Annotated in this window: 24 protein-coding genes; 13 read left to right on the top strand and 11 right to left on the bottom strand. The window is 36.8% G+C overall.

Annotation, left to right across the window (positions count from 1 at the left end):
* Nucleotides 1–61: 61 nt before the first annotated feature.
* The 6 genes from UGRO018_RS00365 to UGRO018_RS00340 all read right to left on the bottom strand — a co-directional run bounded on the left by UGRO018_RS00365 (nt 62) and on the right by UGRO018_RS00340 (nt 7,177).
* On the bottom strand, nt 62–1,936 hold the full coding sequence (locus UGRO018_RS00365) for a PTS beta-glucoside transporter subunit IIBCA (RefSeq protein ID WP_416324461.1): 1,875 nt from the start codon (nt 1,934–1,936) through the stop codon (nt 62–64).
* 13 nt (nt 1,937–1,949) lie between these two features.
* Nucleotides 1,950–3,614: a glycoside hydrolase family 13 protein gene (locus UGRO018_RS00360; protein WP_416324460.1), complete on the bottom strand. Its 1,665-nt coding sequence runs from the start codon at nt 3,612–3,614 to the stop codon at nt 1,950–1,952.
* Nucleotides 3,615–3,627: 13 nt separating this feature from the next.
* Complete coding sequence (locus UGRO018_RS00355; RefSeq protein ID WP_416324537.1) at nt 3,628–4,455, bottom strand: Cof-type HAD-IIB family hydrolase; 828 nt, start codon at nt 4,453–4,455, stop codon at nt 3,628–3,630.
* A 103-nt stretch (nt 4,456–4,558) separates the two neighbouring features.
* Nucleotides 4,559–5,329 carry a MurR/RpiR family transcriptional regulator gene (locus UGRO018_RS00350; RefSeq protein ID WP_416324459.1) on the bottom strand — a complete coding sequence of 257 codons (771 nt, stop codon included), beginning with the start codon at nt 5,327–5,329 and terminating at the stop codon, nt 4,559–4,561.
* The gene (locus UGRO018_RS00345; protein WP_416324458.1) at nt 5,311–6,063 is read right to left on the bottom strand and encodes a MurR/RpiR family transcriptional regulator; all 753 of its coding nucleotides are present in this window, start codon (nt 6,061–6,063) and stop codon (nt 5,311–5,313) included. The genes UGRO018_RS00350 and UGRO018_RS00345 overlap by 19 nt, the downstream gene beginning before the upstream one ends.
* A gap of 10 nt (nt 6,064–6,073) precedes the next feature.
* Entirely contained in the window at nt 6,074–7,177 is a 1,104-nt protein-coding gene (locus UGRO018_RS00340) for a DUF4261 domain-containing protein (RefSeq protein WP_416324457.1), read from the bottom strand.
* Nucleotides 7,178–7,339: 162 nt separating this feature from the next.
* On the opposite strand from UGRO018_RS00340, the gene UGRO018_RS00335 reads away from it, so the two are divergent.
* Nucleotides 7,340–8,137, top strand: coding sequence for a Cof-type HAD-IIB family hydrolase (locus tag UGRO018_RS00335; RefSeq protein ID WP_416324456.1), 798 nt, complete (start codon nt 7,340–7,342; stop codon nt 8,135–8,137).
* Nucleotides 8,138–8,163: 26 nt separating this feature from the next.
* On the opposite strand, the gene UGRO018_RS00330 is transcribed toward UGRO018_RS00335, so the two are convergent.
* Both UGRO018_RS00330 and UGRO018_RS00325 read right to left on the bottom strand, forming a co-directional pair.
* Nucleotides 8,164–10,230: a bifunctional diguanylate cyclase/phosphodiesterase gene (locus UGRO018_RS00330; protein ID WP_416324455.1), complete on the bottom strand. Its 2,067-nt coding sequence runs from the start codon at nt 10,228–10,230 to the stop codon at nt 8,164–8,166.
* A gap of 203 nt (nt 10,231–10,433) precedes the next feature.
* Nucleotides 10,434–11,159, bottom strand: coding sequence for a metallophosphoesterase (locus tag UGRO018_RS00325; RefSeq protein WP_416324454.1), 726 nt, complete (start codon nt 11,157–11,159; stop codon nt 10,434–10,436).
* A 334-nt stretch (nt 11,160–11,493) separates the two neighbouring features.
* On the opposite strand from UGRO018_RS00325, the gene UGRO018_RS00320 reads away from it, so the two are divergent.
* Entirely contained in the window at nt 11,494–12,948 is a 1,455-nt protein-coding gene (locus UGRO018_RS00320; RefSeq protein ID WP_416324453.1) for a hypothetical protein, read from the top strand.
* Between the two features lie 34 nt (nt 12,949–12,982).
* Here the strand turns inward: UGRO018_RS00320 and UGRO018_RS00315 are convergent, their stop codons facing one another.
* From UGRO018_RS00315 to UGRO018_RS00305, 3 genes are read right to left on the bottom strand one after another with little or no spacing between them, the layout of a single operon-like run.
* The gene (locus UGRO018_RS00315) at nt 12,983–13,246 is read right to left on the bottom strand and encodes a hypothetical protein (RefSeq protein ID WP_416324452.1); all 264 of its coding nucleotides are present in this window, start codon (nt 13,244–13,246) and stop codon (nt 12,983–12,985) included.
* Nucleotides 13,243–14,046: a pyrroline-5-carboxylate reductase gene (gene proC, locus UGRO018_RS00310; RefSeq protein ID WP_416324451.1), complete on the bottom strand. Its 804-nt coding sequence runs from the start codon at nt 14,044–14,046 to the stop codon at nt 13,243–13,245. The genes UGRO018_RS00315 and proC overlap by 4 nt, the downstream gene beginning before the upstream one ends.
* 15 nt (nt 14,047–14,061) lie before the next feature.
* Nucleotides 14,062–15,102 (bottom strand): suppressor of fused domain protein, encoded by a 1,041-nt coding sequence (locus tag UGRO018_RS00305; RefSeq protein ID WP_416324450.1) that lies wholly within the window; start codon nt 15,100–15,102, stop codon nt 14,062–14,064.
* 216 nt (nt 15,103–15,318) lie between these two features.
* Here UGRO018_RS00305 and UGRO018_RS00300 point away from each other — a divergent pair, with 216 nt between their 5' ends.
* From UGRO018_RS00300 to trpA, 11 genes are all read left to right on the top strand, one after another.
* Nucleotides 15,319–15,762 (top strand): DUF2975 domain-containing protein, encoded by a 444-nt coding sequence (locus UGRO018_RS00300; RefSeq protein WP_416324449.1) that lies wholly within the window; start codon nt 15,319–15,321, stop codon nt 15,760–15,762.
* Nucleotides 15,763–15,776: 14 nt separating this feature from the next.
* Nucleotides 15,777–15,983: a helix-turn-helix domain-containing protein gene (locus UGRO018_RS00295; RefSeq protein WP_416324448.1), complete on the top strand. Its 207-nt coding sequence runs from the start codon at nt 15,777–15,779 to the stop codon at nt 15,981–15,983.
* Nucleotides 15,984–16,001: 18 nt separating this feature from the next.
* On the top strand, nt 16,002–17,315 hold the full coding sequence (locus tag UGRO018_RS00290) for a DUF4153 domain-containing protein (protein WP_416324447.1): 1,314 nt from the start codon (nt 16,002–16,004) through the stop codon (nt 17,313–17,315).
* Nucleotides 17,287–17,748, top strand: coding sequence for a hypothetical protein (locus UGRO018_RS00285; RefSeq protein ID WP_416324446.1), 462 nt, complete (start codon nt 17,287–17,289; stop codon nt 17,746–17,748). The genes UGRO018_RS00290 and UGRO018_RS00285 overlap by 29 nt, the downstream gene beginning before the upstream one ends.
* A 527-nt stretch (nt 17,749–18,275) precedes the next feature.
* Nucleotides 18,276–19,724 (top strand): anthranilate synthase component I, encoded by a 1,449-nt coding sequence (trpE, locus tag UGRO018_RS00280; protein WP_416324445.1) that lies wholly within the window; start codon nt 18,276–18,278, stop codon nt 19,722–19,724.
* A complete protein-coding gene (locus UGRO018_RS00275) occupies nt 19,721–20,293 on the top strand; it encodes an anthranilate synthase component II (protein ID WP_416324444.1) in 573 nt (190 codons plus the stop codon). The genes trpE and UGRO018_RS00275 overlap by 4 nt, the downstream gene beginning before the upstream one ends.
* On the top strand, nt 20,287–21,309 hold the full coding sequence (trpD, locus tag UGRO018_RS00270; protein WP_416324443.1) for an anthranilate phosphoribosyltransferase: 1,023 nt from the start codon (nt 20,287–20,289) through the stop codon (nt 21,307–21,309). The genes UGRO018_RS00275 and trpD overlap by 7 nt, the downstream gene beginning before the upstream one ends.
* Nucleotides 21,306–22,058: an indole-3-glycerol phosphate synthase TrpC gene (trpC, locus tag UGRO018_RS00265; RefSeq protein ID WP_416324442.1), complete on the top strand. Its 753-nt coding sequence runs from the start codon at nt 21,306–21,308 to the stop codon at nt 22,056–22,058. Before trpD ends, trpC begins: the two co-directional genes overlap by 4 nt.
* On the top strand, nt 22,045–22,650 hold the full coding sequence (locus UGRO018_RS00260) for a phosphoribosylanthranilate isomerase (protein WP_416324441.1): 606 nt from the start codon (nt 22,045–22,047) through the stop codon (nt 22,648–22,650). The genes trpC and UGRO018_RS00260 overlap by 14 nt, the downstream gene beginning before the upstream one ends.
* On the top strand, nt 22,647–23,831 hold the full coding sequence (trpB, locus tag UGRO018_RS00255; RefSeq protein ID WP_416324440.1) for a tryptophan synthase subunit beta: 1,185 nt from the start codon (nt 22,647–22,649) through the stop codon (nt 23,829–23,831). Before UGRO018_RS00260 ends, trpB begins: the two co-directional genes overlap by 4 nt.
* Entirely contained in the window at nt 23,824–24,627 is an 804-nt protein-coding gene (trpA, locus tag UGRO018_RS00250) for a tryptophan synthase subunit alpha (protein ID WP_416324439.1), read from the top strand. The genes trpB and trpA overlap by 8 nt, the downstream gene beginning before the upstream one ends.
* Nucleotides 24,628–24,674 lie beyond the last annotated feature (47 nt).

Raw genomic sequence — 24,674 nt, 5'->3', positions numbered from 1 at the left:
AATTTCTTACATTTTTTGACCCTTTGTATCCAGTTTGTATCATAGCTGTATCACAGATGTTTCATTCAACCATCAAAGCCATACATTCTCCTAAAGTTACAACGGTATCATACTCATGAAGTTCCACTTTTTGTTCCTTAGGGAAGACGATCATGGTCATGCTGGATTTACCAGCAGTATGAAGTTTTTCTATATCTACCTTCACCAATGGATCTCCTTGTTTTATTTGTTGTCCTTGTTTCACCATGACATCAAACCCTTCCCCATTTAATTCAACTGTATCAATGCCAATGTGTATCAATACCTCTAAGCCATTTCTGCCTTTGATACCAAAAGCATGTCCAGTAGGAAACGCTGTGATTACTTCTCCATCCATAGGTGAAATAATCAAACCATCATTAAGATCGATCGCAAAGCCATCTCCTAATCGTTTTTTCGCAAAGGTTTCATCTTCTACCTCTTGTAGTTTCGTTAATGTTCCACTTGCCGGTGCGATAAAATCTGCGTTTATCTTTTGCGTTTCTTGTTGATCTTCCTTCATTGCTTCGGAAGGAATGGCGAATAGATAGGTCAATATAAAACACATTGCTGTACTGATCAAAGATATCAAGAAATACCATAGGAGTTGATGTCCATCATAAATATACATTAAATAGGAAGGTAAAACGGCTAAACCGTAAGAATTGGATTGAATATTTAAAATAGAAAGTAACGCAGCTCCTGTACCTGAACTTAACAACATGATGAATAAAGGCTTTAAATTAAATCGTAATTGAATACCGAATAAGACCGGTTCACTAATACCGAATAATTGAGAAAGCATGGCGCCGACACTTGTCTGTTTGATTTTATGATTTTTTGATTTCGCAAGAAAGGCAAGACAGGTTCCTACATTCGCAAAGCCATACATCGCACATAGTGTTATCAAGGGATTAAAGCCGGTATTTGCTAATAAAGATGTTTCGATCATTACATAAGTATGATGAAGTCCTGTGATGACTGCCAATGGATAGGTAAAGCCAATCAAGAAGCCTCCGATACCGAAAGGTAGATGAATCAGGTATTCAATGATATCCACCATTCCCAGCTCGATAGAATGCATGATCGGACCTACACCGAGTAAGATTACCAACATGGTAATCAACATGACAAAGAATGGGGTAAAGATCAAATCTAATACATTTGGCATGATCTTTCTTAACTTCTTTTCTAAATTAGATCCAAACCAACCTGTTACAATTGCGGTCAATACGCTTCCTTGACATCCTACCAATGGGATAAAGCCAAATGCCATGATGGCATCTACTCCACTTTTAGGGTCAGCGACAGAGTATGCATTGGGTAATGCAGGTGCGATCAACATCAAACCAATGACCAAGCCAATGACCGGTGTACCGCCAAATACTTTAAATGCTGACCATGTGATGATGGCTGGAAGAAAGGCAAATGCTGTATCGGTCAATACCGTCACCAACGTTTGAACATACACAGGAATATCCGCACTGCTTGCGCCAAACAAGGAAAGCACTTGATCATTGAAAATACATCCTTTTAATCCGAGAAATAATCCGGTTGCCGCAATGACAGGTATGATCGGCACAAAGATATCCGCAAGAATACGCATGATTTTTTTGATGCCTTTCTCTTGTTGCTTGACTGCTTCCTCTTGATCTTTTTTCGCTAAAGTTTTGATACCCAGCTGTTCCATTTCCGCATAGACCTTATTGACGATCCCTGTTCCTAAGATGATCTGATATTGACCACTCGTGAAAAAGACACCCTTTACTTCATCAATATGCTCTACAGCTTTATCATCGATTGCTTCACGATCCTTGACCATAACACGTAATCGAGTTGCACAATGTGTGATGGATATGATATTTTGTTCTCCTATGGTATTTTTGATATCTTTTGCGATTTGTTGATAATTGATCATTTGAACTTCCTCCTCATTTTACAGTAAACATCAATGCCTGAAATGGCAATAATGTGATACGATCCTCTTGTATTTCCATACTTGATAGATTATTTAACACCAACTCATCAAATGCTTTGTATTTTTCTACGTCTTGTTTTTGATTGGTAAAATTAAAATAGCATAAGATGGTTTCTTTTGAAGTTGACCTTTGATATGCGATCACATCATCTTGTGTTTCAATTGGTTGAATATCCCCGTAAATCAAGCAATCACGATAACGGCTATATTGACGCAAAGCAATGATTTTTTGATAAAAGGTGAATACACTTGATTGTTCATGAATTTGTGATTGTGCATTGATCGTTTCATAGCCTTGTGTCATGTTCAACCATGGTGTATGTTGACTGAATCCACCATAGGTATCCTTCGTCCAAGGAAATGGGGTACGTGAATGATCTCGACTTCGTAGGTTGATGAAATGAATAGCTTCTTCCTTTGTAAATCCTTCTTGTATTGCTCGATGATATTGATCAATACTTGAAATGTCATTGAACTCTTCGATGTTTGTTCGTACAGCATTGACCATTCCCAATTCTTGTCCTTGATAAATAAAGGGAGTGCCTCGTAAGAAGAAATACATGGCTGCCATCATCGTTATGGCATCTTTATGATGTGCATATTCTTTCAAATATTTGCTGGTTGCTCTTGGTTGATCGTGATTTTCAATAAAATTCGCTGCCCAACCAACCTTTTGTATTGCCATCTGTGATGTCATCAATCGCTGTTTTAGATCCTTTATCTGCCAATCAACTCTTTTAAACCATTCACTACCACTGGCAACATCTAGATCAGCATGTTTGAAATCGAAGATCATAGAGAAATAACCATTTTCACCAATGAAATCCTCTAGTTCATCATATTGAACACCCGGAGCTTCCGCAACGCTCACACAGTGATAACGATCGAAGGTTTTTTCTTTTAATTCCTTTAAAAATACATCAATTCCGGGTTGATTTCGACAGGTTTTCGTACATTTTACTAAGCCATCTGCCCCATCTGCTTCTTTACTTTCAAAGCTAAGATCTTTTTTGATAAACGTAATGGCATCTACTCGAAAGCCTGCAATGCCGAAATCAAGCCATTGTTGTACCATTTCATATAAAGCATTTCTTACTTCTGGATTTTCCCAATTCAAATCAGGTTGCTTTTTCCCAAAGGAATGAAAGTAATATTCATCTCTTCCTTCTACCTTTTCCCATACGCTGGTTCCAAAAACAGAACGCCAATTATTCGGTAATTCATTTCCTTTATGAAAGATATAATAATCATGGTATTTACTGTTTGGATCTTTCAATGCTTCTTGAAACCAAGCATGTTCATCGCTGGTATGATTGATCACCAGATCCAATATGATCTTGATACCCTTTTGTTTTGCCTCTTCAATCAAATGTTTCAGATCATCCATGGTCCCAAATTCAGGGGCAATCGCAAAATAGTCAGATATATCGTATCCATTGTCATCCATAGGTGATTGAAAGATCGGGCAGATCCATAACATCGTTACACCTAACATGGATAAATAATCTAATCTGGATCGGATTCCATTGATGTCACCGATGCCATCATTGTTGCTGTCTTGAAAACTTTTCGGATAAATTTGATATACGACCTCTTCTTGCCACCATTGTTTTTTCATATCATTTCAACCTTTACCTTTCTATGATGTTTCTTCTTTTCAATTCCAGATAAATGCCATCTTCCATGACATCCTCACAGATTCCATCAGCATAAGCAAATAAGCGTTCATCGCTTTGTTTCATCGCAATTCCCACATGACAATAACGTAGCATATCCGCATCATTCATTCCATCTCCAAATGCGATGGTATCCTTTTGTTCTATGCCGAGATATTGGCAAAGCATCTTGATTGCATCTGCTTTTCCACAACCGTTCAAGATGATTTCATAATATTGCTCTTTCTTTGTACTTGCTGTTTGTGCCAGCATCATATCATCTTTTAGGATTTCTTGTACTTGATGAAAAACTTCTTCCCTGGTCCATAAACAAATCTTATGAATGGGGTCTTTTTGATGAAGATGAAAATTATTTCGATATAGTATCTTTTCATTTTGCACATAAGCCTGTAGCTGTTTTTCATCACAACCCTTTATTTTTCTTTGATTTCTATCATTCAATATATCACATGCTTTTTGATTCATGAAAATATGAGTGGTACTTTCCATCGCAACTCCACAATCACTCGTTGACAAAAGCTGTTTGAGTTGTTGTATTTGTTCTGAAGGAAAGCTTTCATTTTTTAACACCTTGTCTTGATGTTTGATGTGACTTCCACCACCACTGATGACATTTTCAATCTGTAGCGCAAGTACATCGTTTTGAATCATAGAACTGCTTCTTCCGGTACAAAGACAAACAATATGTCCGGCTTTATCACATGCTTTGATTGCATGTATGGCGGATTTTGGTATCCCATAGCGTTCATCTCTTAATGTACCATCGATATCCAATAGGATCATTTTCTTCAAGGTATCCCTCCTCTTGACACTTATAGGATAACACGCAAAAAAAGGGCTTACAATGAAGGAAAGCCCTTTAACAACAATGTACGCTTACTGAACGTTATTTCATATTCCGGGAATATGTGCAGGTTTGGTAATGACGCTGATATTGTAGATATAACATTTCGATCAATATGAAATATGGCGTCGTAATTTCATAAGCAACACCATAGTCAGCCGGTACTTGTAAAGCATGAATATAAAGATTTTCCTCACATAATCCGGTCAGTGTATTCATCTTCATGCGTGTGATGGATACCATTGGTATTTGCCTTAATCGCAATTGTTTTGCGATATCGATCACATCTTTGGATTCACCATCCAAAGAAATAAAGACCACAAGATCTTGTTCCTGTACCATATTTGTAAAAGAGATTGCCATGTCAGATCCATGCATATCATAAATAATTTTGTGTGTAGGCAAAAAGATACGTTTCATTTCACTTGCGACCTTTGCTTGAGAATAACCATTGGCAAAGATCAAGATACGTTTCGCATGATCCATTTTTTCAAATAAAGATGTCAGATCACGTTTTCGCATATCTTCGATCATCGCATGATAATTATGTATGGCAACATCCAGAAAAGAAGAGGTTGCTTCTTTTTTTTGCTGTTGCATTCTTACGATAGAACGAAGCTCGCTATACCCGGGTAACTTAAGCTTTTGCGAAAATCGAGATAACGAACTTTTAGAGATATGATAGTTAGACGCAAAGGCTTCAATTGAACAATGCACACATTCATTCTTATGAGCAAGGATACAAGAGGCAATATAGCGATCATTCTCGCTGAAGGTGGTGTAGTAACGATTCATCAATTCTTCGATTCGCACGCTTCCACCTCCCTTTGATAATCTAAATAGTTGATAAATAATAAATCCAATAATACATAAAATGCTGATACCAGCTCATAATCCATGGTTTCTACAACCTTGGTCGCAACATAGAGATGCTCATTGCACATAGAGGATATCGTATTATTCGCAAGTCTTGTCATAGATATCGTATAAATATCACATTGTTGAAGCATTTGTAAAATTTGAATGCCTTCCTTTGTTTCACCGGATAAAGAAATCATGATAAACATATCCTCAGCTTGAAAGGTGGGTTTCATAAAAGCGACTTCTCCGATATCAAACAAATCAATGACACATTTTCCCGCACTCAGTAAAATACGTTTGCATTCTTCTGCCAAAGTTTTTTGCTCATTGCCTGTTCCATAAATATAAATGGTCTTACAAGCATACAAACGCTCACAAATAGAACGATAAGAAAATTTCTTTAATTCATCGATCAACGCATGATAAGTATCAAATAAATCAAATTCCAAAGGCATATCCTGTTGAGCTTCTTCCTTTAACAATAACTTTAAATCAGAAAAGGATACTAATGATATCTTTCTACATAAACGAAGTAGCGTAGCTCTGGATATATGACAAAACGTAGCGACCTGTTCACAAGAGTAGGAAGCCAATCGAGATCGATGTGTCAACAACAAACGACATACTTCCTTATCATTCTCATTTAACGCTGTATAATGCTGATTGATCAGCTCTTCTAAATGCATTGCCTTTGCCTCACAAATGGATCTTCAAACTGTTTCCTTCAACAGCCACACCTTTGGAATATGTGATCAATAGTTTTTGTTCCTCACTAAAGCCAATGGTTTCGCCATCTTTTAAAACAACATCTGAAGTAATCACATAATAAGCGATATCGTAAATGAAATCCAATAAGTCCGTTACTTTCATCTCTGCCCCTAAAATCTCCATCTCTTCTTTATGAAAGGCCTTCATTCCATAGGTATAACAACTGATGTTATCGTTGTCTTGATAGAAGCCAAAATAAACCAGATTCGTTAAAGGAAAACCTCCTTCTCGTATGACTTCTGCGCTGTCAATATACATTTGCGGATGAAATACGGTGCCACTGGTATAAATACCTAAAGCATGTCCACAACGCATAGCACTGGAAGCAAGCTTCACAAAAAGAATACCTGCTTCTTGTGCTGATTTATCATGTCCTAACACAGCTAACAAGATTTGTGATACATGTTGCTTGGTCGTATCGCACGCTTCCTTCCAAAAGTAATTGCTTTGCGCAAAATATTCAGCTTCACCATCCGGTACCGGAGCATCCATAAAACTAACAGCAGCTAGCATATCATCCACTTCAAATACGATGGCATTTTCACTTGCATCTTCTCCACTTGACACATCAACAGTGATATCCCAGTCTTTTTTCAGCTGTGCTACTACCTTCATGACATCAAATTCATGTGTATCCATTAAAATGAATCCATTAAAATTACCGCTATTATCCATTTCTTCATCTTGTAGATTATCATTCTTTTTGATTTCGTCTTCTGCCTGTTTCATCCAATAATCACGAATAAACTCCACAATGGATATCGCATCTTCCATCGCTGTTTCTTCATGATAGGTAAGATAACGAGAGAATACATGCCCACAATGTTCCATATCATGTTTTTCATATCCCCCACATACCCCTAATAACCATTCATCTTGTTCATGCTCCTTGAAACGAAACACATAATAATGTAGATTATGTAAATCGAATTCTTTATCACATTCAATGACTTCGGGTTGTTGTTTCAACACTTGATCATCCTCAAGCCATGTGAGCATAGCCTCAAGTGCCGCCTGTTTTTGTTTTTGCATCTTTCCACCTTCTTCTGTTTCCATTATACCGTATGCAGGATAAAGAAAAAAAGCTTTTTCTTCACTTTCCTAAATCATCTTGATCATATAGATCATTTTTCTTGTAATCTCTAGGAAATCTATTCTTTTTAGGCTATACTAAGATACAAGGAAGGTGTTTACATGAATAAAATAAAAATGCTGGTATTTGATGTTGATGGTACGCTCTATGATTGTGTTCATCATGAGGTTCCTGCCTCTGCCATTAAAGCCATTCAAAAAGCCAAGGATAACGGATATTATTTTGTAATTGCGAGCGGACGAGCACATTATGCATTAGGAAAAGCATTGAATGATCTTCAACCGGATTACATATTATCTGTTTCAGGTGGTGTTATCGTCAATCAACAACAGGAAATCATTTCACATCATGACTTTAAAGAAGAAGATGTTATCGATTTGTTGGATTTTTGTCATAAACAACAAGCCGGTCTTGTGTTTAAGTTTATGGATCATATGTATATTTATCAACATCCTGAAAAAATAGATTGGCTTGAAGGACAAATGCACAGTGATATCGGTACTGAACCGTTTATCGATTGTCCTACTCAAGATCGTCATTTACATGATATACCGCAAAGTGCCAGTGTTCATGCAGATCCAAAAGCAGTAGAATCAGCTTATGGAAACCATCCATCTTTGACTTTTCTTCCTTATTCTAAGGATGGCTATGATGTGGTATTGAAAGGTATTCATAAAGGTGTCGGATTACAGGAATTGATGAACTATTTGCATTTAGAAAAAGATGAGGTTGCTTGTATTGGCGATAATTATAATGATTTGGAAATGATGCAAACTGCAGGATATCGCATTGCGATGGGAAATGCCATTGACGAAATAAAAGAGATTGCCGACTTTATCACGACAACCTCTGATCAAGATGGTATTTATCATGCCTTACAACATTTAAAATGCTTCTAAGGGGATCTTATGATTCTCTTTTTTTGTTATCCTCTTTCCTTGATTTGTTTACTTAATTTTGTTTTATCAAAACCATCTTCTAATTCAATGAGCTTATCAAATTCCTCTAACTTCATTGGTTTATAGAAATAATATCCTTGTATCACATGACATCCTGCCTTTTTCACAAAATCCAATTGTTCCTTAGTTTCTATCCCTTCAGTGACCACTTCAACATGAAGGATCTGCGCAAGTCGTATGATGATATCCACAATGGCCTTGCCTTTTTCTTCATTGTGCTCTTCTGTTTTGAAAAAGCCTTGATCGATTTTAATGATATCAAAAGGAATTTGTTTCAACATACTGAGAGATGAATATCCACTACCGAAATCATCCATAGCGATTTGAAAACCTTGCGCTATCAATTCTTGTATAACCCCGAGAAGCTTTTCCGGTTTCTCAAAAATCATACTTTCTACAATTTCAATCTCTACATTATGTCGATTGACACCATAGGTATCTGTGATATCTGTCAAATGTTTGACAAAATGTTCATTGAAAATATAGGAACGTGATATATTGAAAGATACACTCAGATTAGGATCTATTTCTCGATTCCATTTGGCTAGACTCATACAAACGATATCAAAAGTATAAAAATCTAAATGCTCCAAAAAGCCATTACGTTCAAATAAAGGGATGAATTCAGAAGGATAGATTTCTCCAAGTGTTGGATCTTGCCAACGAATAAGTGCTTCCGCTGATACAATTTTATTCCCAGCTCTTGTATCAACCTTAGGCTGTAAGTATACCTTAAATTCATCATTTCCCAATGCATGATACATGCGATTTTCCATCTTTCGTTCCTTCATACGATTTTCATACATGGAATCTTCATAGATCATAATCTTTTGATCAGGTTTACAATATTTTTTACAATATTTCGCTTTATCGATACATTTTACAAAAGCGATATCGGATTCTTTGATTACATAAACACCGTAATACAACAACAATTCTTCATGATAACTTTTCGTAATAAAGCTTTCACAAATTTGATGATCGATGAATTCGATCCTTTTTTTGATAAGTTCAATATCATCCATTTGCCATAAGATAACGAAGCGATCGGCCTCTACCCTTACACAACGCTCTTCTTCCTTTAGATCTTGATGAATCATATCAAAAACATTCTTCAACAAGTGATCTCCTTCAATATAGCCAAGTAATGAGTTGATGATATTAAAATCTTTGATGTCACAATGAACGATACACCAGCCTTTTCGACTCGTCTGTTTTAACCATTGCTTGGTTACACTTAAGAATGCGGTATAATTATCACTCTCTGTGACATCATCATAACTCGCTATACGCTCTAATTCCTTCTTGGAAATGCGATGATTATGTATTACCTGATAGACGATAAATAAAACCGTACTTAAGATAATGATAGAAAAGGCAAATGCCAGGATATTTGCATTCCTTGTACGATTTGTAATGATATCTGCGGATATCATACTGACGGTATGCCAACCATTATAAGCAAATGGTTGAAAATGTAATAAAAACGCCTGTCCTGTATTACTTTCATAACGATAAAGATTCTCTTGATGCATCATCTCAAAATGATCCTTATCTTCAAAACCGTCTAACTCTTGACTCCAATCTACTCCAGTTGTCACAAAGTTTCCGTTTTCATCAATAATTGCGGTATAAATGGTTTCCTCTTGATTTCCCATAGATAACGTATTTACCAAGCATTCTTTTTTCTGAGTAATCAACAATACTCCGCAAACCTTCGTATCCTCATAAATCGGTAATGCATAAACGGTTTCTTTCTCTTTTACATTTTCATTTAATTCCGCATTGGATATGGTCGCTTCCCCTTTCATCGCTTTTTGAAAAAAGGAGGTATTGGATACATCCATTTCTTTTCCGTTTTTGGTATAACTATGACCATTTGCATCAGCATAAGACATTCTACTATATTCGATTCCAGGATCCAATTGTTTCAATTGAGAGATCACTCTCTCTTTGGTATCCAATGATTTATGATATAAGGATTTACTGGCTTCTTTCATTACATGAAGATTATTATCGATCTTCAGTTCCATGATTTCAGAATCTCTTACGGAAATATCATTTAAATAATTATACAGCTCAGTCTCAAAATTGTGATTTGTCTGATAAATATAAAGCATGCACATAAAAAAGAATGCACATCCTAAAAATAATATCAAAATAATATAACGCAATCTTATCTTTGTTGACCTCATACTGTGTTGTAACCCCCTCGCCATGTTTTATATCTTACTTATTAAAAATATGTTACTTCTTGCGTATCTAATGAAACAAGTGCCAATCTGGAAAAAGCGTTTTGTGCTGCACAACCACAATCAATATCCATAAATAACGTTTCTTGTAAAGCAGCCTTCCCGGTCCAGATCTGATAGGGTAATTCATTTTGATAGAACATTGTTGGTGTATGTCCCACTATAACGATACGATCTTGGAAAAAGGTTTCTTCCTTCATCACTCGATTCCATATAAAATCTTCCATTTGATAACCTGCATTTAATAACTTTGTACGATCCCATGTACCTTCCTTTATGGAAGTCACAGGAGCACCATGTACCAAATAATATGTATGATCTTGTACGCATAAATCACTGATCACCACCGGCAAATGATCGATGAACGTAAGTATTTCCTCTTGTTGTTCTTCGTCTAATCGTTCAAAGGCCTTTTTGGTTGGAGCACAATGATTTCTTTCCCAGCGTTCTATATAGATTGAAGCCTCTATTCCATTGAAAACATTACCTCTTTTAGCATCATAATATTGTTTCATCATATATTCGTGATTTCCAAGCAACATGATGACATTGTTTCTTTTCATGATGTCCATCAAGATAGCGATGCCATCTTCTCCTCTGTCAATGACATCACCTAATACATATAAAGTATCCTGTGGTTGAATCACTTCCATCATACGATCATATCGCTCTTTCCATCCGTGAATATCACTACATATATAAGAAGCCATGTTATCACCTGCTCTCTGTTTTATTTTACCATGTTTTTCTATCTTCTCAATAACTGGCATAAAATTCAGAAATCAAAAAGAAAAGAAGCATAATCTGCCTCTTTTCAGTATATAATCACAATTTTCTTTCCCATAAAAAATAAGCACCATAAGAATACAAAAAATAATGAAAGATATATAATCATTCCCGCAAGCCGTTTATCCCTTATTCAGCTTACGTTTATAGTTTATGTTTCCAATGGTTAAAAATCAACCTGTGACATCAACTGTGACATCTTTTCTGTCACTTTCTTTCAATCTTTGTTATAATAACGATAAGAAAGCGGGGTTATTTATGAGCGAATTTTCTAACTACTTCAAAGAATGTATTCATACGAACCATATCAACGTTTCTTTGTTGGCAAGGCAAAGTGGTATTCATCGAACACTTCTTCAAAAAATCATGACAGGGGCAAGATTACCTTCCGATGAAACTTTTTTTGAAAAGGTACTCCCTTACATGATGCTTTCCTTACGACAACAAGAAGATCTGATGAGTTTATACAATATTGAGAAAATCGGAAAAGAGCATTATTATCAACATATGATCGTTAAATCTTTCATTGAGCATCTACAGGTTAGAAGTCATATAGAATCTCCGATGTTAAAGTTGGAAATTGAAAGCCAGCCGAAAAAAGACACCTATTGTGTTCATGATCGATTTTCTTTGATTCAATGCATTTCCAGTGCGTTAGGCAGAGTCAAAGTCAGCAAGGATCCAAAGGTCTATTTACTGATGCAAGATGCCGATCCCAGTATCTATGATTTTATTGCCAGCGCTTTGTATGGTAGATCTGATGTTCGTTTTACACACTTGCTTTGTTTTCAATCCGCAGAGCTAACTTCGCCAAAACAATTACAGTTTAATATTCGTTTATGTGAGAGCATCACACCTATGCTTTTATGTGGATGCGATTATCATCCGATGTGTTATTACCACAGCAATGCTGAAGATCAATCCTATTATGCGCCTTATCCTTATGTCTTTTTAACCGAAGATTGTGTCATCAATATTCAAAAGGATCTTTCAGGAGCAATCATAGATCATGAGCCTTCGATCTTAAATCAGTTTCAAGAATTCATCGATAAACGTATGGCGATATCGATCCCTATCATACGCCAATATCAACAACCTGCCGAAATTTTAATGCCTTATCTTCAAGAACTAAGCAAAACACCTTCCACTGATACAGTGTATTCATTTATGCAAGAGCCTTGTATCCTTCCTTTATTCCCTGTGGAACTAACCTTAAACAAATTAAAAAAAGAAATCAAACAAGATACTATCATGATGGACATGTTAAAAAAATATTTGGAAATGGTTCACGATCATGATCAATTGATCATTTTCTTTACCAAAGCAGGCTTATATCGACTCATGGATACCGGAAGGATATCAGAAGTACCTCATCACCTTTATAAGCCTTTTACGATGGAAGAACGTTTGCTTGTCTTGAAAGCACTCATCACCGAGCAGAAAAAAGGAAGTTATCATGCTTATATGATCAATGATAAGTTTTCCTTTCATCAAGATCTTTCTATTTCTGTTTATAGTGAAAACAGAATCATCTTTCGCTATGGGATCGATGCCGATGGTTCCAGTTTTCTATTGAATGAACTTAGTTTCGGTACCATCCTTGTAGATTTTTTCCGCTATCTACCAAATAGTGATATGGTAGAAAAACAAGCCGATACCATGTTGTTTTTAGAACATGTGTATCGACAATATGCCAAACATCCAAATGTTTGATGATGGAAAAAGGAAGGCATACGCCTTCCTTTTCTCATTTTTTCAATTTTACCACCATCACGCATATACATCCTATGATAAATATCATGCCACATAGGATCAAAGCCATCGTAGCATCAGGAATATAAACGGATAAGGCAGCATTCACCAATAAGGAAAGGCCCCAAAAGGATAAAACCTTAGCAAACCGTTTATCACGTGTTGTGATATGATTGGCATACCATAACACAATGATTCCGATGATAAGCCATACCATAGCGATCAGGATAGAGATAAGATCACTTGATGCTATATTCATTTCTTGCTCATTTCCTTACTTCGATTTGCGCAGGCACGCATGCCTTCGATCAAAGCACTACGAAGTCCCATTTCCTCCATTTTCGCTACTGCTTCAATGGTAGTCCCTGCCGGTGAACATACCATATCTTTTAGTTCACCCGGATGTTTCCCTGTTTCTAATAGCATTTTTGCACTACCGATCATCGCCTGAGCCGCAAATATATAAGCATCACTTCTTTGCATTCCTTGCATCACAGCTCCATCTGCCATAGCTTCTAATATCATAAATAAATATGCAGGAGATGACCCAGATACGACCGTAACTGCATCCATTAATCGTTCTTCTACTTCTCTACATTGTCCAAAGCTTTCAAATATTTCTTTGATATCTTGTTTATCTTCTTCCTTACAACCGGGACCAAAAGCCAAAGCACTCATCGCTTCCTTGACCATTGCCGGTGTATTAGGCATTGCTTTTACCGTTTTCACTGTTTTTTCAAACATATCGATCACATCTTTATTTGAGACTCCGGCTGCAATATTTACGATCAATGCATCCTCTTTGATCAGATCCTTTATTTGATCGATCACGGTTTGATACATATATGGTTTGATTGCCAAAAAAATGATATCACTGTTTTTCGCAACACTCTCATTATCTGAAATATAACAGTCATAAATTTCAGACAGCTCTTTTAACTTTTCTGGATGAGCATTACTGACGATCATATGATCTCCATCCACCAAATCTGCTTTCATAATTCCTTCTACCATGGCTTTTCCCATGTTTCCACATCCGATAAATCCAATTGTTTTCATAGTTGCCTCCTTGTTTTATAATTCATAACGACGATCTTCAATCAATTGTTGAATCAAAGCTTCACGCTTATTTACATCATGAGCATCCTCAAATTCTTTGTCTGTGATTGCTATGATCCATAGCATATGCACCCCTTGCTTCTTGATACGAAACGATAGTGGCTCTTTCATAAAGTCATCATCGATGATCATCGCATGATGATGATCCTTAAGCTTCATATCTAGGGTATGCCCATGTCCGATACAACTGATGGTATGCCATGGTACTTCACATAAACCGGCAATCTGAGAATAAACCTCCATCAATTCCTCATTTGTCAAACTGCCAGGACGATAACAGAAGATAAATTCCCCTTTTCCTTCTTTTTGCCAATCCTCATAACATTCATGAGCCTGTGGCATAAAAAACATTCCACAGCCAATGGTTGCGCCATAGCATCGCTCATTTCCTTCAAAGGTCACAAGTAATCTTGTCGGGAATTCATCCTTATGCAGATCAAAGCATTGATTCGCCTTTTGAAACATTGAAACCAGATCTTCAAAATAAGATGTGTTATATTCCTTCCATGTCAAATTGAATTCTTGCGACCAGAAGGTTTTACCTGCTTCGATTTGTGGAATAAACAAAGCGCCCTCTGCCATTTTCCAAGCAACGACACTGTTTTCCTTGGCATATTTCGCAAAGCCACAACCATTTTCTTTTTTCGAATAAGGAAGCACACAAACTAGATCCCCTTGATGATATAGGCCTGCCATATCTCCTGCAGGATTCCAAACAATTTCTAAGTCTTCTTCCTTCCACTCCTCTAGATCCATTTCATCACAATATGCAACAGGTAAGGCAGGTTGCCCATTCCCTTGAATTTTTTTCTCATCAAACACCAAAGGTGCTTCCATCAAATTTTTCACCCAACATGCACAATGTGCAATCAAACGTTGCGTTTCAAAATCTAAATCATATAAGTAAAGATAGATGCTTTCTCCATCACTGATCACATCAGCCGCAATGGGGCATAACGGTGATTGAGAAAATAACAGACTTTTTTCTTTTTCCATGATGTACTCCTTTTCTTACGTATCATTATATCAAGTTCAGACAAGAAAAAATAGCCTAAAGAACCTTAGATGTTTTTGCATCTTTATCCTATGATAAACACTTTATGATGTTCTCTTATTTTGTTTTATGATATAAATTTATCGAATAACGATAAATTTATATTGATTTTCATGATTATCAATGATAAACTAAAGATATCAAAGGAGGTGTTTCTCATGTGGAATAAAGACTATTCTCTACAACTATCCCTATGGGCAATTCGTATTTTCTTTGTTTTATGGGTATTGTTCACCATATTTGGCTATTTTATCGTACAAGCCTATGTGGACTACAATGGTGCCATCAAAGCTTTTCAAACGATATTGATTACCCTATATTGTTGTTTATCCGTTGCGATTTTCTTGCTAAATGATTTACATCAATTACTTTGTAACATACGAAAAGATTACATTTTCACACAGGAAAATGTAACATGTCTTAGGAAGATTTCATGGCTCTGTATCGCAGTAGGCGTCATCACCTTGATAGCGGCAATCGGATATGCACCGTTTATTCTGGTATCTATCGCTTTTGCTTTTATCGCTTTGATCGTAAGAGTTGTGAAAAACATCATGGAAGCAGCCATTACATTGAAAGAAGAAAATGATTTTACCATTTAGAGGAGGCTTTTATCATGAGTATCATTGTAAATTTGGATGTCATGATGGCAAAGCGGAAAATATCCGCAGGTGAATTAGCACAAAAGATCGGTATTACCAATGCGAATCTTTCCATCCTAAAAAACAACAAAGCGAAAGCCATTCGTTTTTCCACATTGGAAGCAATCTGTGAAGCATTGGATTGCCAGCCAAGTGACATTTTAGAATATATAAAGGATTAAAGAAAAGAGGACAATCTTATGTTGAAAAAAAGCATCAAAACAGATGTTGTTTTAAGTGTACCCAAAAAACAATCGACCAGCTATCATCGTATCTTTATCATTGCTTTGTTATTGATTTCCATCCTCATGGCTCATGGAACTTCTTTCTTTCATGAGGATCGATTCAGCGCCATACTCATGGTATCTCTTCTCATCATAGCACTCTTGTATCAATTTCTATGCCATGATGGTGTTCAAAAACAAGATCGGTATCTTTGGCTATTCCTTTTGATAGATATTCTTCCGAATATCATTTATCAAGGACATGATTTTCTCAAAGCGCTCAATTTCCTTTTCGTCAATATCCTACTTGCTTATTGGTTTCTTGGCTGTGGACATCATCGTATCCAGGATAAGCCAAGTAATTTCATTTTGATTGATCTGTTACATGCGACCATACATGCACCTTTTCATTATTTGAAATCGATGTGTTCGTTTGCTCAAGCTTCATCAACTAGTATCGCCAACAGAAAAAACCTGATAAAAATAGGGATTGGTTGTGTATTGTCGCTTCCACTCCTTCTCATCATTTTACCTCTGTTATCGAGTGCTGACGCTACCTTTTCTTCCTATTTATCAAACATACAAATCAATCAAGCTTTTATCAATGAGCTATGTCGTACCTTATTATGTACCATACCGATCTTCCTATATTATCTTTCCATGAGCTATGGTAATATGAAAAACAAAGACACTCCCTTATATGATAAAGAAAAAGAATACCATAGACGTGAACAACTGGCAATGATTCCAACGATGATTTACACCGCACTGGAAACGGTTTTGGTCATCACCTATTTCCTATTCCTTATCGCAAGCTTTCAAAGTATTTTATCTTCCCTTTCATTATCTAAGGAATTATTCTCTTTCTCTGATTTTGCCAGACGAGGATTCTTTGAGCTTTGTATGATCTCCACCATCAATCTTTCTGTCATAGGTTTTGTTCGATTGACCGGAAATGGCAAAAGCAAATCCTTTGTACGTATGGAAAAGTTGTTGATCATCGAAACATTACTACTGATCATCAGTGCGATGACAAAAATGATTCTTTATATTTATGCCTATCAAGCCTTGACCTATCTTCGTATTTACGCTTGTTGGTTCATTATCGTTTTATTCGGTTTGTTTCTCATTCTCTTTTTTCAAACAGAATCAAGTAAACATACCCTATTGAAGATGACTTACTATGTTATGATTTGTTTCTTGATTTTGAATATCAGTAATGTAAGTTACTGGGCAAAAGACTCTGTAATGGATGTACCTTATGAAACATATGAAGAATACCGACAATAAGCGGCTTGTATTGCTACATGTCAGTATTACCATAGCATTCATACTGGCGTTATTTCATAGTACCTTCATCGATCATAATGATATCGTGTTTCAAATGTATATGAAATCAATGACTGTTTTTTCCATCATCTTATTTCTGCTGCTGTCTCTATACTTTTTATTTCAACTTGTGAAAACTAATTTATACAAAGGAAAAGGAATCGCTTCTATCTTATCGGATATGTTGCTTTATGATTTCTTTTTCTTGATGGAAGTTACTTCCCTCTTATTTGTGATCACCTTTATCTTACCTCCTTCTTTGATTCTTTTCTACGTTCTACTATATGGTTTTTTACTGAATTTGGGATATCTGATTTGCTGTTTGATACTATTATGCTTATTTTATATTTTTGCAATCACTTATGATATGGAATCCCAAAACTTGATGTTTTAGATATACCATATGAAAACAACTCATAAATAATGTAAAAGAATTGTAAACAGAATTGAAAATTAATGAAAAATGTGTGAAAGACCATTGACATATGATATGGAACGATTTATAATCAAACCAATCAAATTCAAGAATTCAGGAGGAGTAGCATTTCTACCCTATTCGATAGAGAGCTGATGATGGTGGAAATTCAGCGGATAGAAAAATGTGAATGGACCTGATAGAAGCGCAGGCGAACACAATGGTCATTAGCTTGTGACGCAATTCCAGCGTTATCAAAGGAAACAGACATGATGGTGTTTGTATAAGAGTGTAGTAATTACACAGATAGGTGGCTAAACGAAGCAGATTCTTCGTCCTATGATATGGACGTGGAATCTTTTTTTATATCAAAGACCACTCTTATACCTCCTGATAGAAAGGACGTATGAAAAATGAAAACAAAACATGTGAGATGCTTTTCCATAATACCCAGACGATGGTGCAACTGATTCTTTAGCCGCCTTACTTTAGAAAGGAGCATAAGAATGATGTATCATCCGGATATCGCCAGTTTGCGTATCTTACAGAAACAATATGAAGTAATCCCAATCTATTCAAGTATTCCCTATGATGGAACAGATGTATTAGATATTTATCATACATTTCGTGGGAAGTATTCCTTTTTGTTAGAAAGTGGCGTACAGACCTACCAGGGTCGCTATTCCATCATTGCATTACCATGTAATGACAGATTTATCAGTGATGGTGAAAAAAGCTATCTTATCCAAGATCACCATAAAACAGAATATCTTGGACATCCAATGAAACAATTAGAGAAACTATTAAAGAAACAAAGTCCCATTTATCCTGACATTCCTGTATTTACAGGAGGTGCCATCGGACATTTCAATTACGATGTGATCCGCCTTTATGAACAATTAGAGGATAGTGACAAAAATAAGCTAAATCTTCCTTTGATGCAATTTGGTTTTGTAAAGGAATTGATCGTCATTGATCATGAACGCAAACAAACCTATTTTATTGTCAATGCGGATGCCGAACACTGTCTTACTACCTATGAAGCACATTGTGAGCGCATTGATGAAATGATGAAACAATATCAGACGATCACACACTTTCATGCGGTACCTACACAACTTGAAAGAACCCTTCAAAGTTCTCAAACAAGAGAAAGCTTTCAAACAATGGTCAAACAAGCAAAGGATCATATCTATGCAGGAGATATCTTCCAAATCGTATTAAGCCAACGATTAGAAACAACGTATGAAGATGATCCTTTGAAAGCCTATGCAAATCTTCGTAAACTGAAAGCGTCTCCTTATATGTACTATCTTGATTTTGATTCCTATGTGATTGCAGGAGCATCTCCTGAATTATTATTACAGGCAAGAGGTGATCATATCAAAACGATGCCCATTGCCGGTACGAGAAAAAGAGGAAAAAATGAACAAGAAGATGCTTTGTTTATGGAAGATTTAAAGAACGACCCCAAAGAAAATGCAGAACATATGATGTTGGTAGATCTTGGTCGAAATGATATTGGCAAGGTTGCTAAATTCCATTCAGTCAAGGTTCGTCATTTAAAACATATCGAACGTTATTCTCATGTCATGCATATGACCAGTGAAGTTCATGGCGAATTAAAAGATGGATGCTCTGCCTTTGATGCATTTGCTTCCGTATTGCCAGCGGGAACCCTAAGTGGAGCGCCTAAAATAAGAGCGATGCAATTGATTGATGAATTGGAAAATACCAGACGTGAAGTATATGGAGGAGCCATTGGTTTTATTGGTTTTAATCAACAATTTGATACTTGTATCACCATTCGTACCTTCCTCTTTCATAATCAAAAAGTTTATATGCAAGCTGGAGCCGGCATCGTTAAGGATAGTGACCCTGATAAGGAATATCAAGAAACGATGCAAAAGGCCGCATCCTTGTTAAGTGCGTTAGGAATGGAGGTAACATTATGATCCTCATCATAGACAATTATGATTCCTTTACGTACAATCTTGTACAATATGTCGGAGCAATCGACTCAGATATCATAGTCAAACGAAATGATGAAATTACCGTTGAGGATATCATGATGCTTCAACCGGAAGCAATCCTGTTTTCTCCAGGTCCCGGACATCCTTCTAATGCCGGTAATATGGAAGCAATCATTCAAGCATATCATACAAGCATTCCCATGTTGGGTATTTGCCTTGGACATCAAGCGATCTGTGAGGTATTTCAAGCCAACATTGCTCATGCGAAGAACATGATGCATGGAGAACGTAGCACAGTTCAAATCATAAAGAATTGTGTATTATTTGATGGGTTAAAGGAACATATCATTGTCGGACGTTATCATTCTTTGATCGTAGAAGATGTGATTTCACCATTAGAAATTACCGCACTGAGCATGGAAGGTGAAGTAATGGCAATACAGCATCAAAACTATCCTGTTTACGGTGTACAATTTCACCCTGAAAGCTTATTGACCCCAAATGGTCAAACAATGTTATCAAATTTCATAAGGAGAGCAAAACAATGTTAAAAAAATATATTAAAAAGATCAGTGAATGTCAGGATTTAAGTAAGGAAGAAATGATGAATGCTATGGATATCATCATGGAAGGAAAAGCCAGTAAGGAGCAAGTAAGTGCCTTTCTTGTCGGTATGAGAATGAAGAAAGAAAGTCCTATTGAAATTGCGGCAGGTGCAAGTGTCATGGTCAATAAGGCAACCCCTTTGCCGACACATAAGGAAGGTGTTTTGGATATCGTAGGTACCGGTGGAGATTGTTTGAATACCTTCAACATTTCCACAACCTCAGCATTTGTCTTATGTGGTGCCGGTATCCCAATCGCAAAACATGGAAATCGTGGAGTATCCAGTAAAAGCGGTAGTGCAGATACGCTAGAGGCATTAGATGTGAATATTTCCATTCCACCGGAAAAAGCAAGCTATTTACTGGACAAAGTAGGAATCACCTTTCTCTTTGCTCAAGTATATCACCAAAGTATGCGCCATGTAGGGCCGATTCGAAAAGAACTTGGTATCAAGACCATGTTCAATATCTTAGGACCATTGACCAATCCAGCACATCCTGATACGTATGTCATCGGTGCTTATAATAAAGAAATGGCTGATATCATGATTCGTGTTTATCAAGAACTTTGCGTACCACATGCGATGGTGGTACATGGAGATAGTGGTATGGATGAAGTATCTATGACAGGTCCTACCTATATTACCGAAATCAAGCAAGATCAAATCATCTCATATACCATACGACCGGAAGATTTCGGTATGAAATCTTGCCAACTGGAAGAATTGGTTGGTGGTGACAGTCATGAGAATGCAAGAATTTTTCTAAATATCTTACAAGGAGAAACCGGTCCGAAAAGAGATGCGGTTTTATTGAACAGTGCATTGGCACTGTATGCACATCGAAGAGTGGATACCATACAGGATGGTCTAACCTTAGCAAAAGAAAGCCTTGATTCTAAGGCAGCGTTACACAAGTTTGAATTATTCAAGCATCTTTCCAATGAAGAGGTACGCTTATGATCTTAGACACTATCATAGAAAAGAAAAAAGAAACATTAGAACAAGGCTTTCTTCGCTCTATGCCAAAGCATAAAGGCCCCATTGCACATGCGATGAAAGAAAAGGATTCCTTGTATGTAATTGGAGAAATCAAAAAAGCAAGTCCTAGCAAAGGTGTCATTGTGGAAACATTTGATGTAGAAAAGTTTGCCAAAGAGTATACTACCGCAGGAATCGATGCTATGTCTATATTAACAGAAGAACATTTCTTTCAGGGGGCATTAGAAAATATCAAGCTGGCAAAGGCTTATACACATGTTCCGATCCTGCGAAAGGATTTCATCATGGATGCACGAGAAATCACTCAAAGTAAACAATATGGCGCAGACATGATCCTATTGATCGTCGCAATGCTAAGTGATGAACAACTTGCTACATTTTATCAAATGGCAAGAATGCTTTATTTAGAATGTATCGTTGAAGTGCATAATGAGGAAGAATTGAAACGAGCATTAAAACTTCAACCGGATATCATCGGAATCAATAATCGAAACTTAAAAACCTTTGAGGTATCGTTGGATACGACAAAACGCCTTGCGAAACTGATACCGGATACGATCTCTATTGTCGCAGAAAGTGGTATCTTTACCCACGATGATATGAAATTAGTAGCAGCGGCCGGAGCTGATGCTGTATTGATCGGGGAAAGTTTTATGCGCTGTGATAATGTTACACAGCACCTACAAACATTGCGTTATGGTACGTATTAAGATTTGCGGTTTGACCCGTGCTAGTGAAATCGATGCGATCAATCAACTCAAGCCCGAATACATTGGTTTTGTCTTTGCGCCAAGTAAACGTCAAGTAACCATTTCTCAAGCAAAGGATCTGATATCCAAAACAACTTACAGTCAATGTGTCGGTGTCTTTGTGAATGAAGATGTACAAAAGATCTGTGAAATCGCAAAAGTAACAAAACTTCATGTCATACAGCTTCATGGTGAAGAAACACAAAAGGATATCGATGATATCAAGGCGCATACCGGTTGTGAAGTATGGAAAGCATTACGTATTGCGGAAGTGGATGATTTCCAACAGCTAAAACAACTTCACCCAGATCGCTTTTTATTAGATAGCTTTCAAAAAGATGTCTATGGTGGAAGTGGAAAATGTATCGATGATGCATTGTTGAAGCAGATAGATACCACCTCTTTGATCTTATCAGGCGGTATCGATGCGATGAATATCAAACGCATCTTAGCTTATCACCCTTATGCCATTGATGTATCAAGTGGTGTAGAAACCGATGGAGTCAAAGATAAAGAAAAAATAAAAAGAATCATACAGGAGGTTAGAATATGAAAAAAGGTATGTATGGAGCATTTGGCGGACAATATGCACCGGAAACACTTATGGTAGCTTTAGAGGAATTAGACGCAGCTTATGCAAGGCTGAAAGAAGATGCTTGTTTTCAAGAAGAATTATCCTATTATTTAAAGGAATATGCAGGAAGACCATCCCTATTGTATGAAGCAAAAAAGATGAGCGAGGATTTAGGTGGAGCGAAGATCTATTTAAAGCGAGAAGATCTCAATCACACCGGTGCACATAAAATCAATAATGTTTTAGGACAAGTCTTGCTTGCGAAACATATGGGAAAAACTAAGATCATTGCGGAAACAGGGGCTGGGCAGCATGGTGTTGCAAGTGCTACCGCTGCGGCTTTGTTCAACATGGAATGTGAAGTATTCATGGGCGAAGAGGACATTAGACGACAAGCTTTGAATGTCTTTAAAATGGAGCTATTAGGAGCAAAGGTGCATAAGGTAACCAATGGCACAGGTACCTTAAAAGATGCTACCAGCGAAGCAATGAGAGCATGGGCACAACGCTGTGAAGATACCTTCTATGTATTAGGATCTACTGTGGGACCTCATCCTTATCCTATGATCGTACGTGATTTTCAAAAGATCATTTCAGAAGAAACAAAACGTCAATGTTTGGAAAAGGAAGGTAGATTACCGGATTATGTAATTGCATGTATTGGTGGTGGCAGTAATGCCATGGGAAGTTTTTATGATTTTATTCCAAACGAAGAGGTTCATTTGATTGGATGTGAAGCAGCAGGAAAAGGGGTAGATACCTCATTTCACGCCGCTACCATGACCAAAGGAAGTATCGGTGTCCTTCATGGAATGAAATCTTTATTTCTACAAGATTCTTTTGGTCAGATCATGGATGTATATAGTATATCCGCAGGGTTAGATTATCCCGGAGTAGGGCCGGAACATGCCTATCTTCATGATAGTAAACGTGCAGAATATGTACCTATTACAGACAAAGAAGCTGTAGCTGCCTTTTTATATTTAACCAAAACAGAAGGGATCATCCCTGCCATAGAAAGCTCTCATGCATTGGCTTACGCAATGAAACTTGCGCCAACACTACCTAAAGACAACATCATTGCAGTCACTCTATCGGGAAGAGGCGATAAAGATGTAAAAAGTATTGCGGAATTTTTGGAGGTGGAAATCAATGAATAGAATCGACTATCGTATGCAACAGCTAAAGAAAGAGGATAAAACCGCATTGATTGGTTTTCTTACAGCTGGTGATCCAGATTTATCTACTTGTATGGAATGCTTAACTCAAATGGAAACAAATGGGTGTGATATCATTGAAATCGGGGTACCTTTCTCTGATCCTATTGCGGAAGGTCCTACCATTCAAGCAGCGAATTTGCGTGCCTTATCACACCATATCACAACAGATGATGTTATGAATATGGTAAAAGAATATCGTAAAAAAAGTGAAATCCCATTATTGTATTTATTGTATTTTAATCAAATATTCTCCTATGGTATAGAAAAGTTCTTAAACACCTGTCAACAAGCCGGGATCGATGGTTTGATCATACCCGATCTTCCTTATGAGCATCGGGATGAAATTTTACCTTATGCTGAAGAATTGGGTATCATTATCATCTCTTTGGTAACACCGGTATCCGATCAAAGAAAAGAAAGTATCGTCAAGGATAGCAAAGGCTTCCTATATTGCGTCACCTCCACAGGTGTCACGGGAGAACGCACAGAATTTCATACGAATCTAAAAGCATTCATTGAGGAGCTTAATCACTATAGCACAACACCTAAAGCTTTGGGATTTGGAATATCCACCCCAGAACAAATCAGAGAAATGAAATCTTACGCTGATGGAATCATTGTGGGAAGTGCAATCGTCAGAAGGATCGAAGAAATCACAACAAAACATAAGACTCCACAAGATGTAGGATGTTTTATCAAGGAATTAAGTGATGCATGTCACGAAAAAAGGTCATAATCGACCTTTTTTATTTCCTGGGAAATATACAATGTTCTAGTAAAACA

The organism is Hoskinsella mucinilytica (genome assembly GCF_045223415.1).
Lineage (GTDB): Bacteria > Bacillota_I > Bacilli_A > Erysipelotrichales > Erysipelotrichaceae > Hoskinsella > Hoskinsella mucinilytica.
The sequence above is the reverse complement of the archived record's forward strand: the minus strand, read 5'-3'. Positions and strand labels throughout refer to the sequence as shown.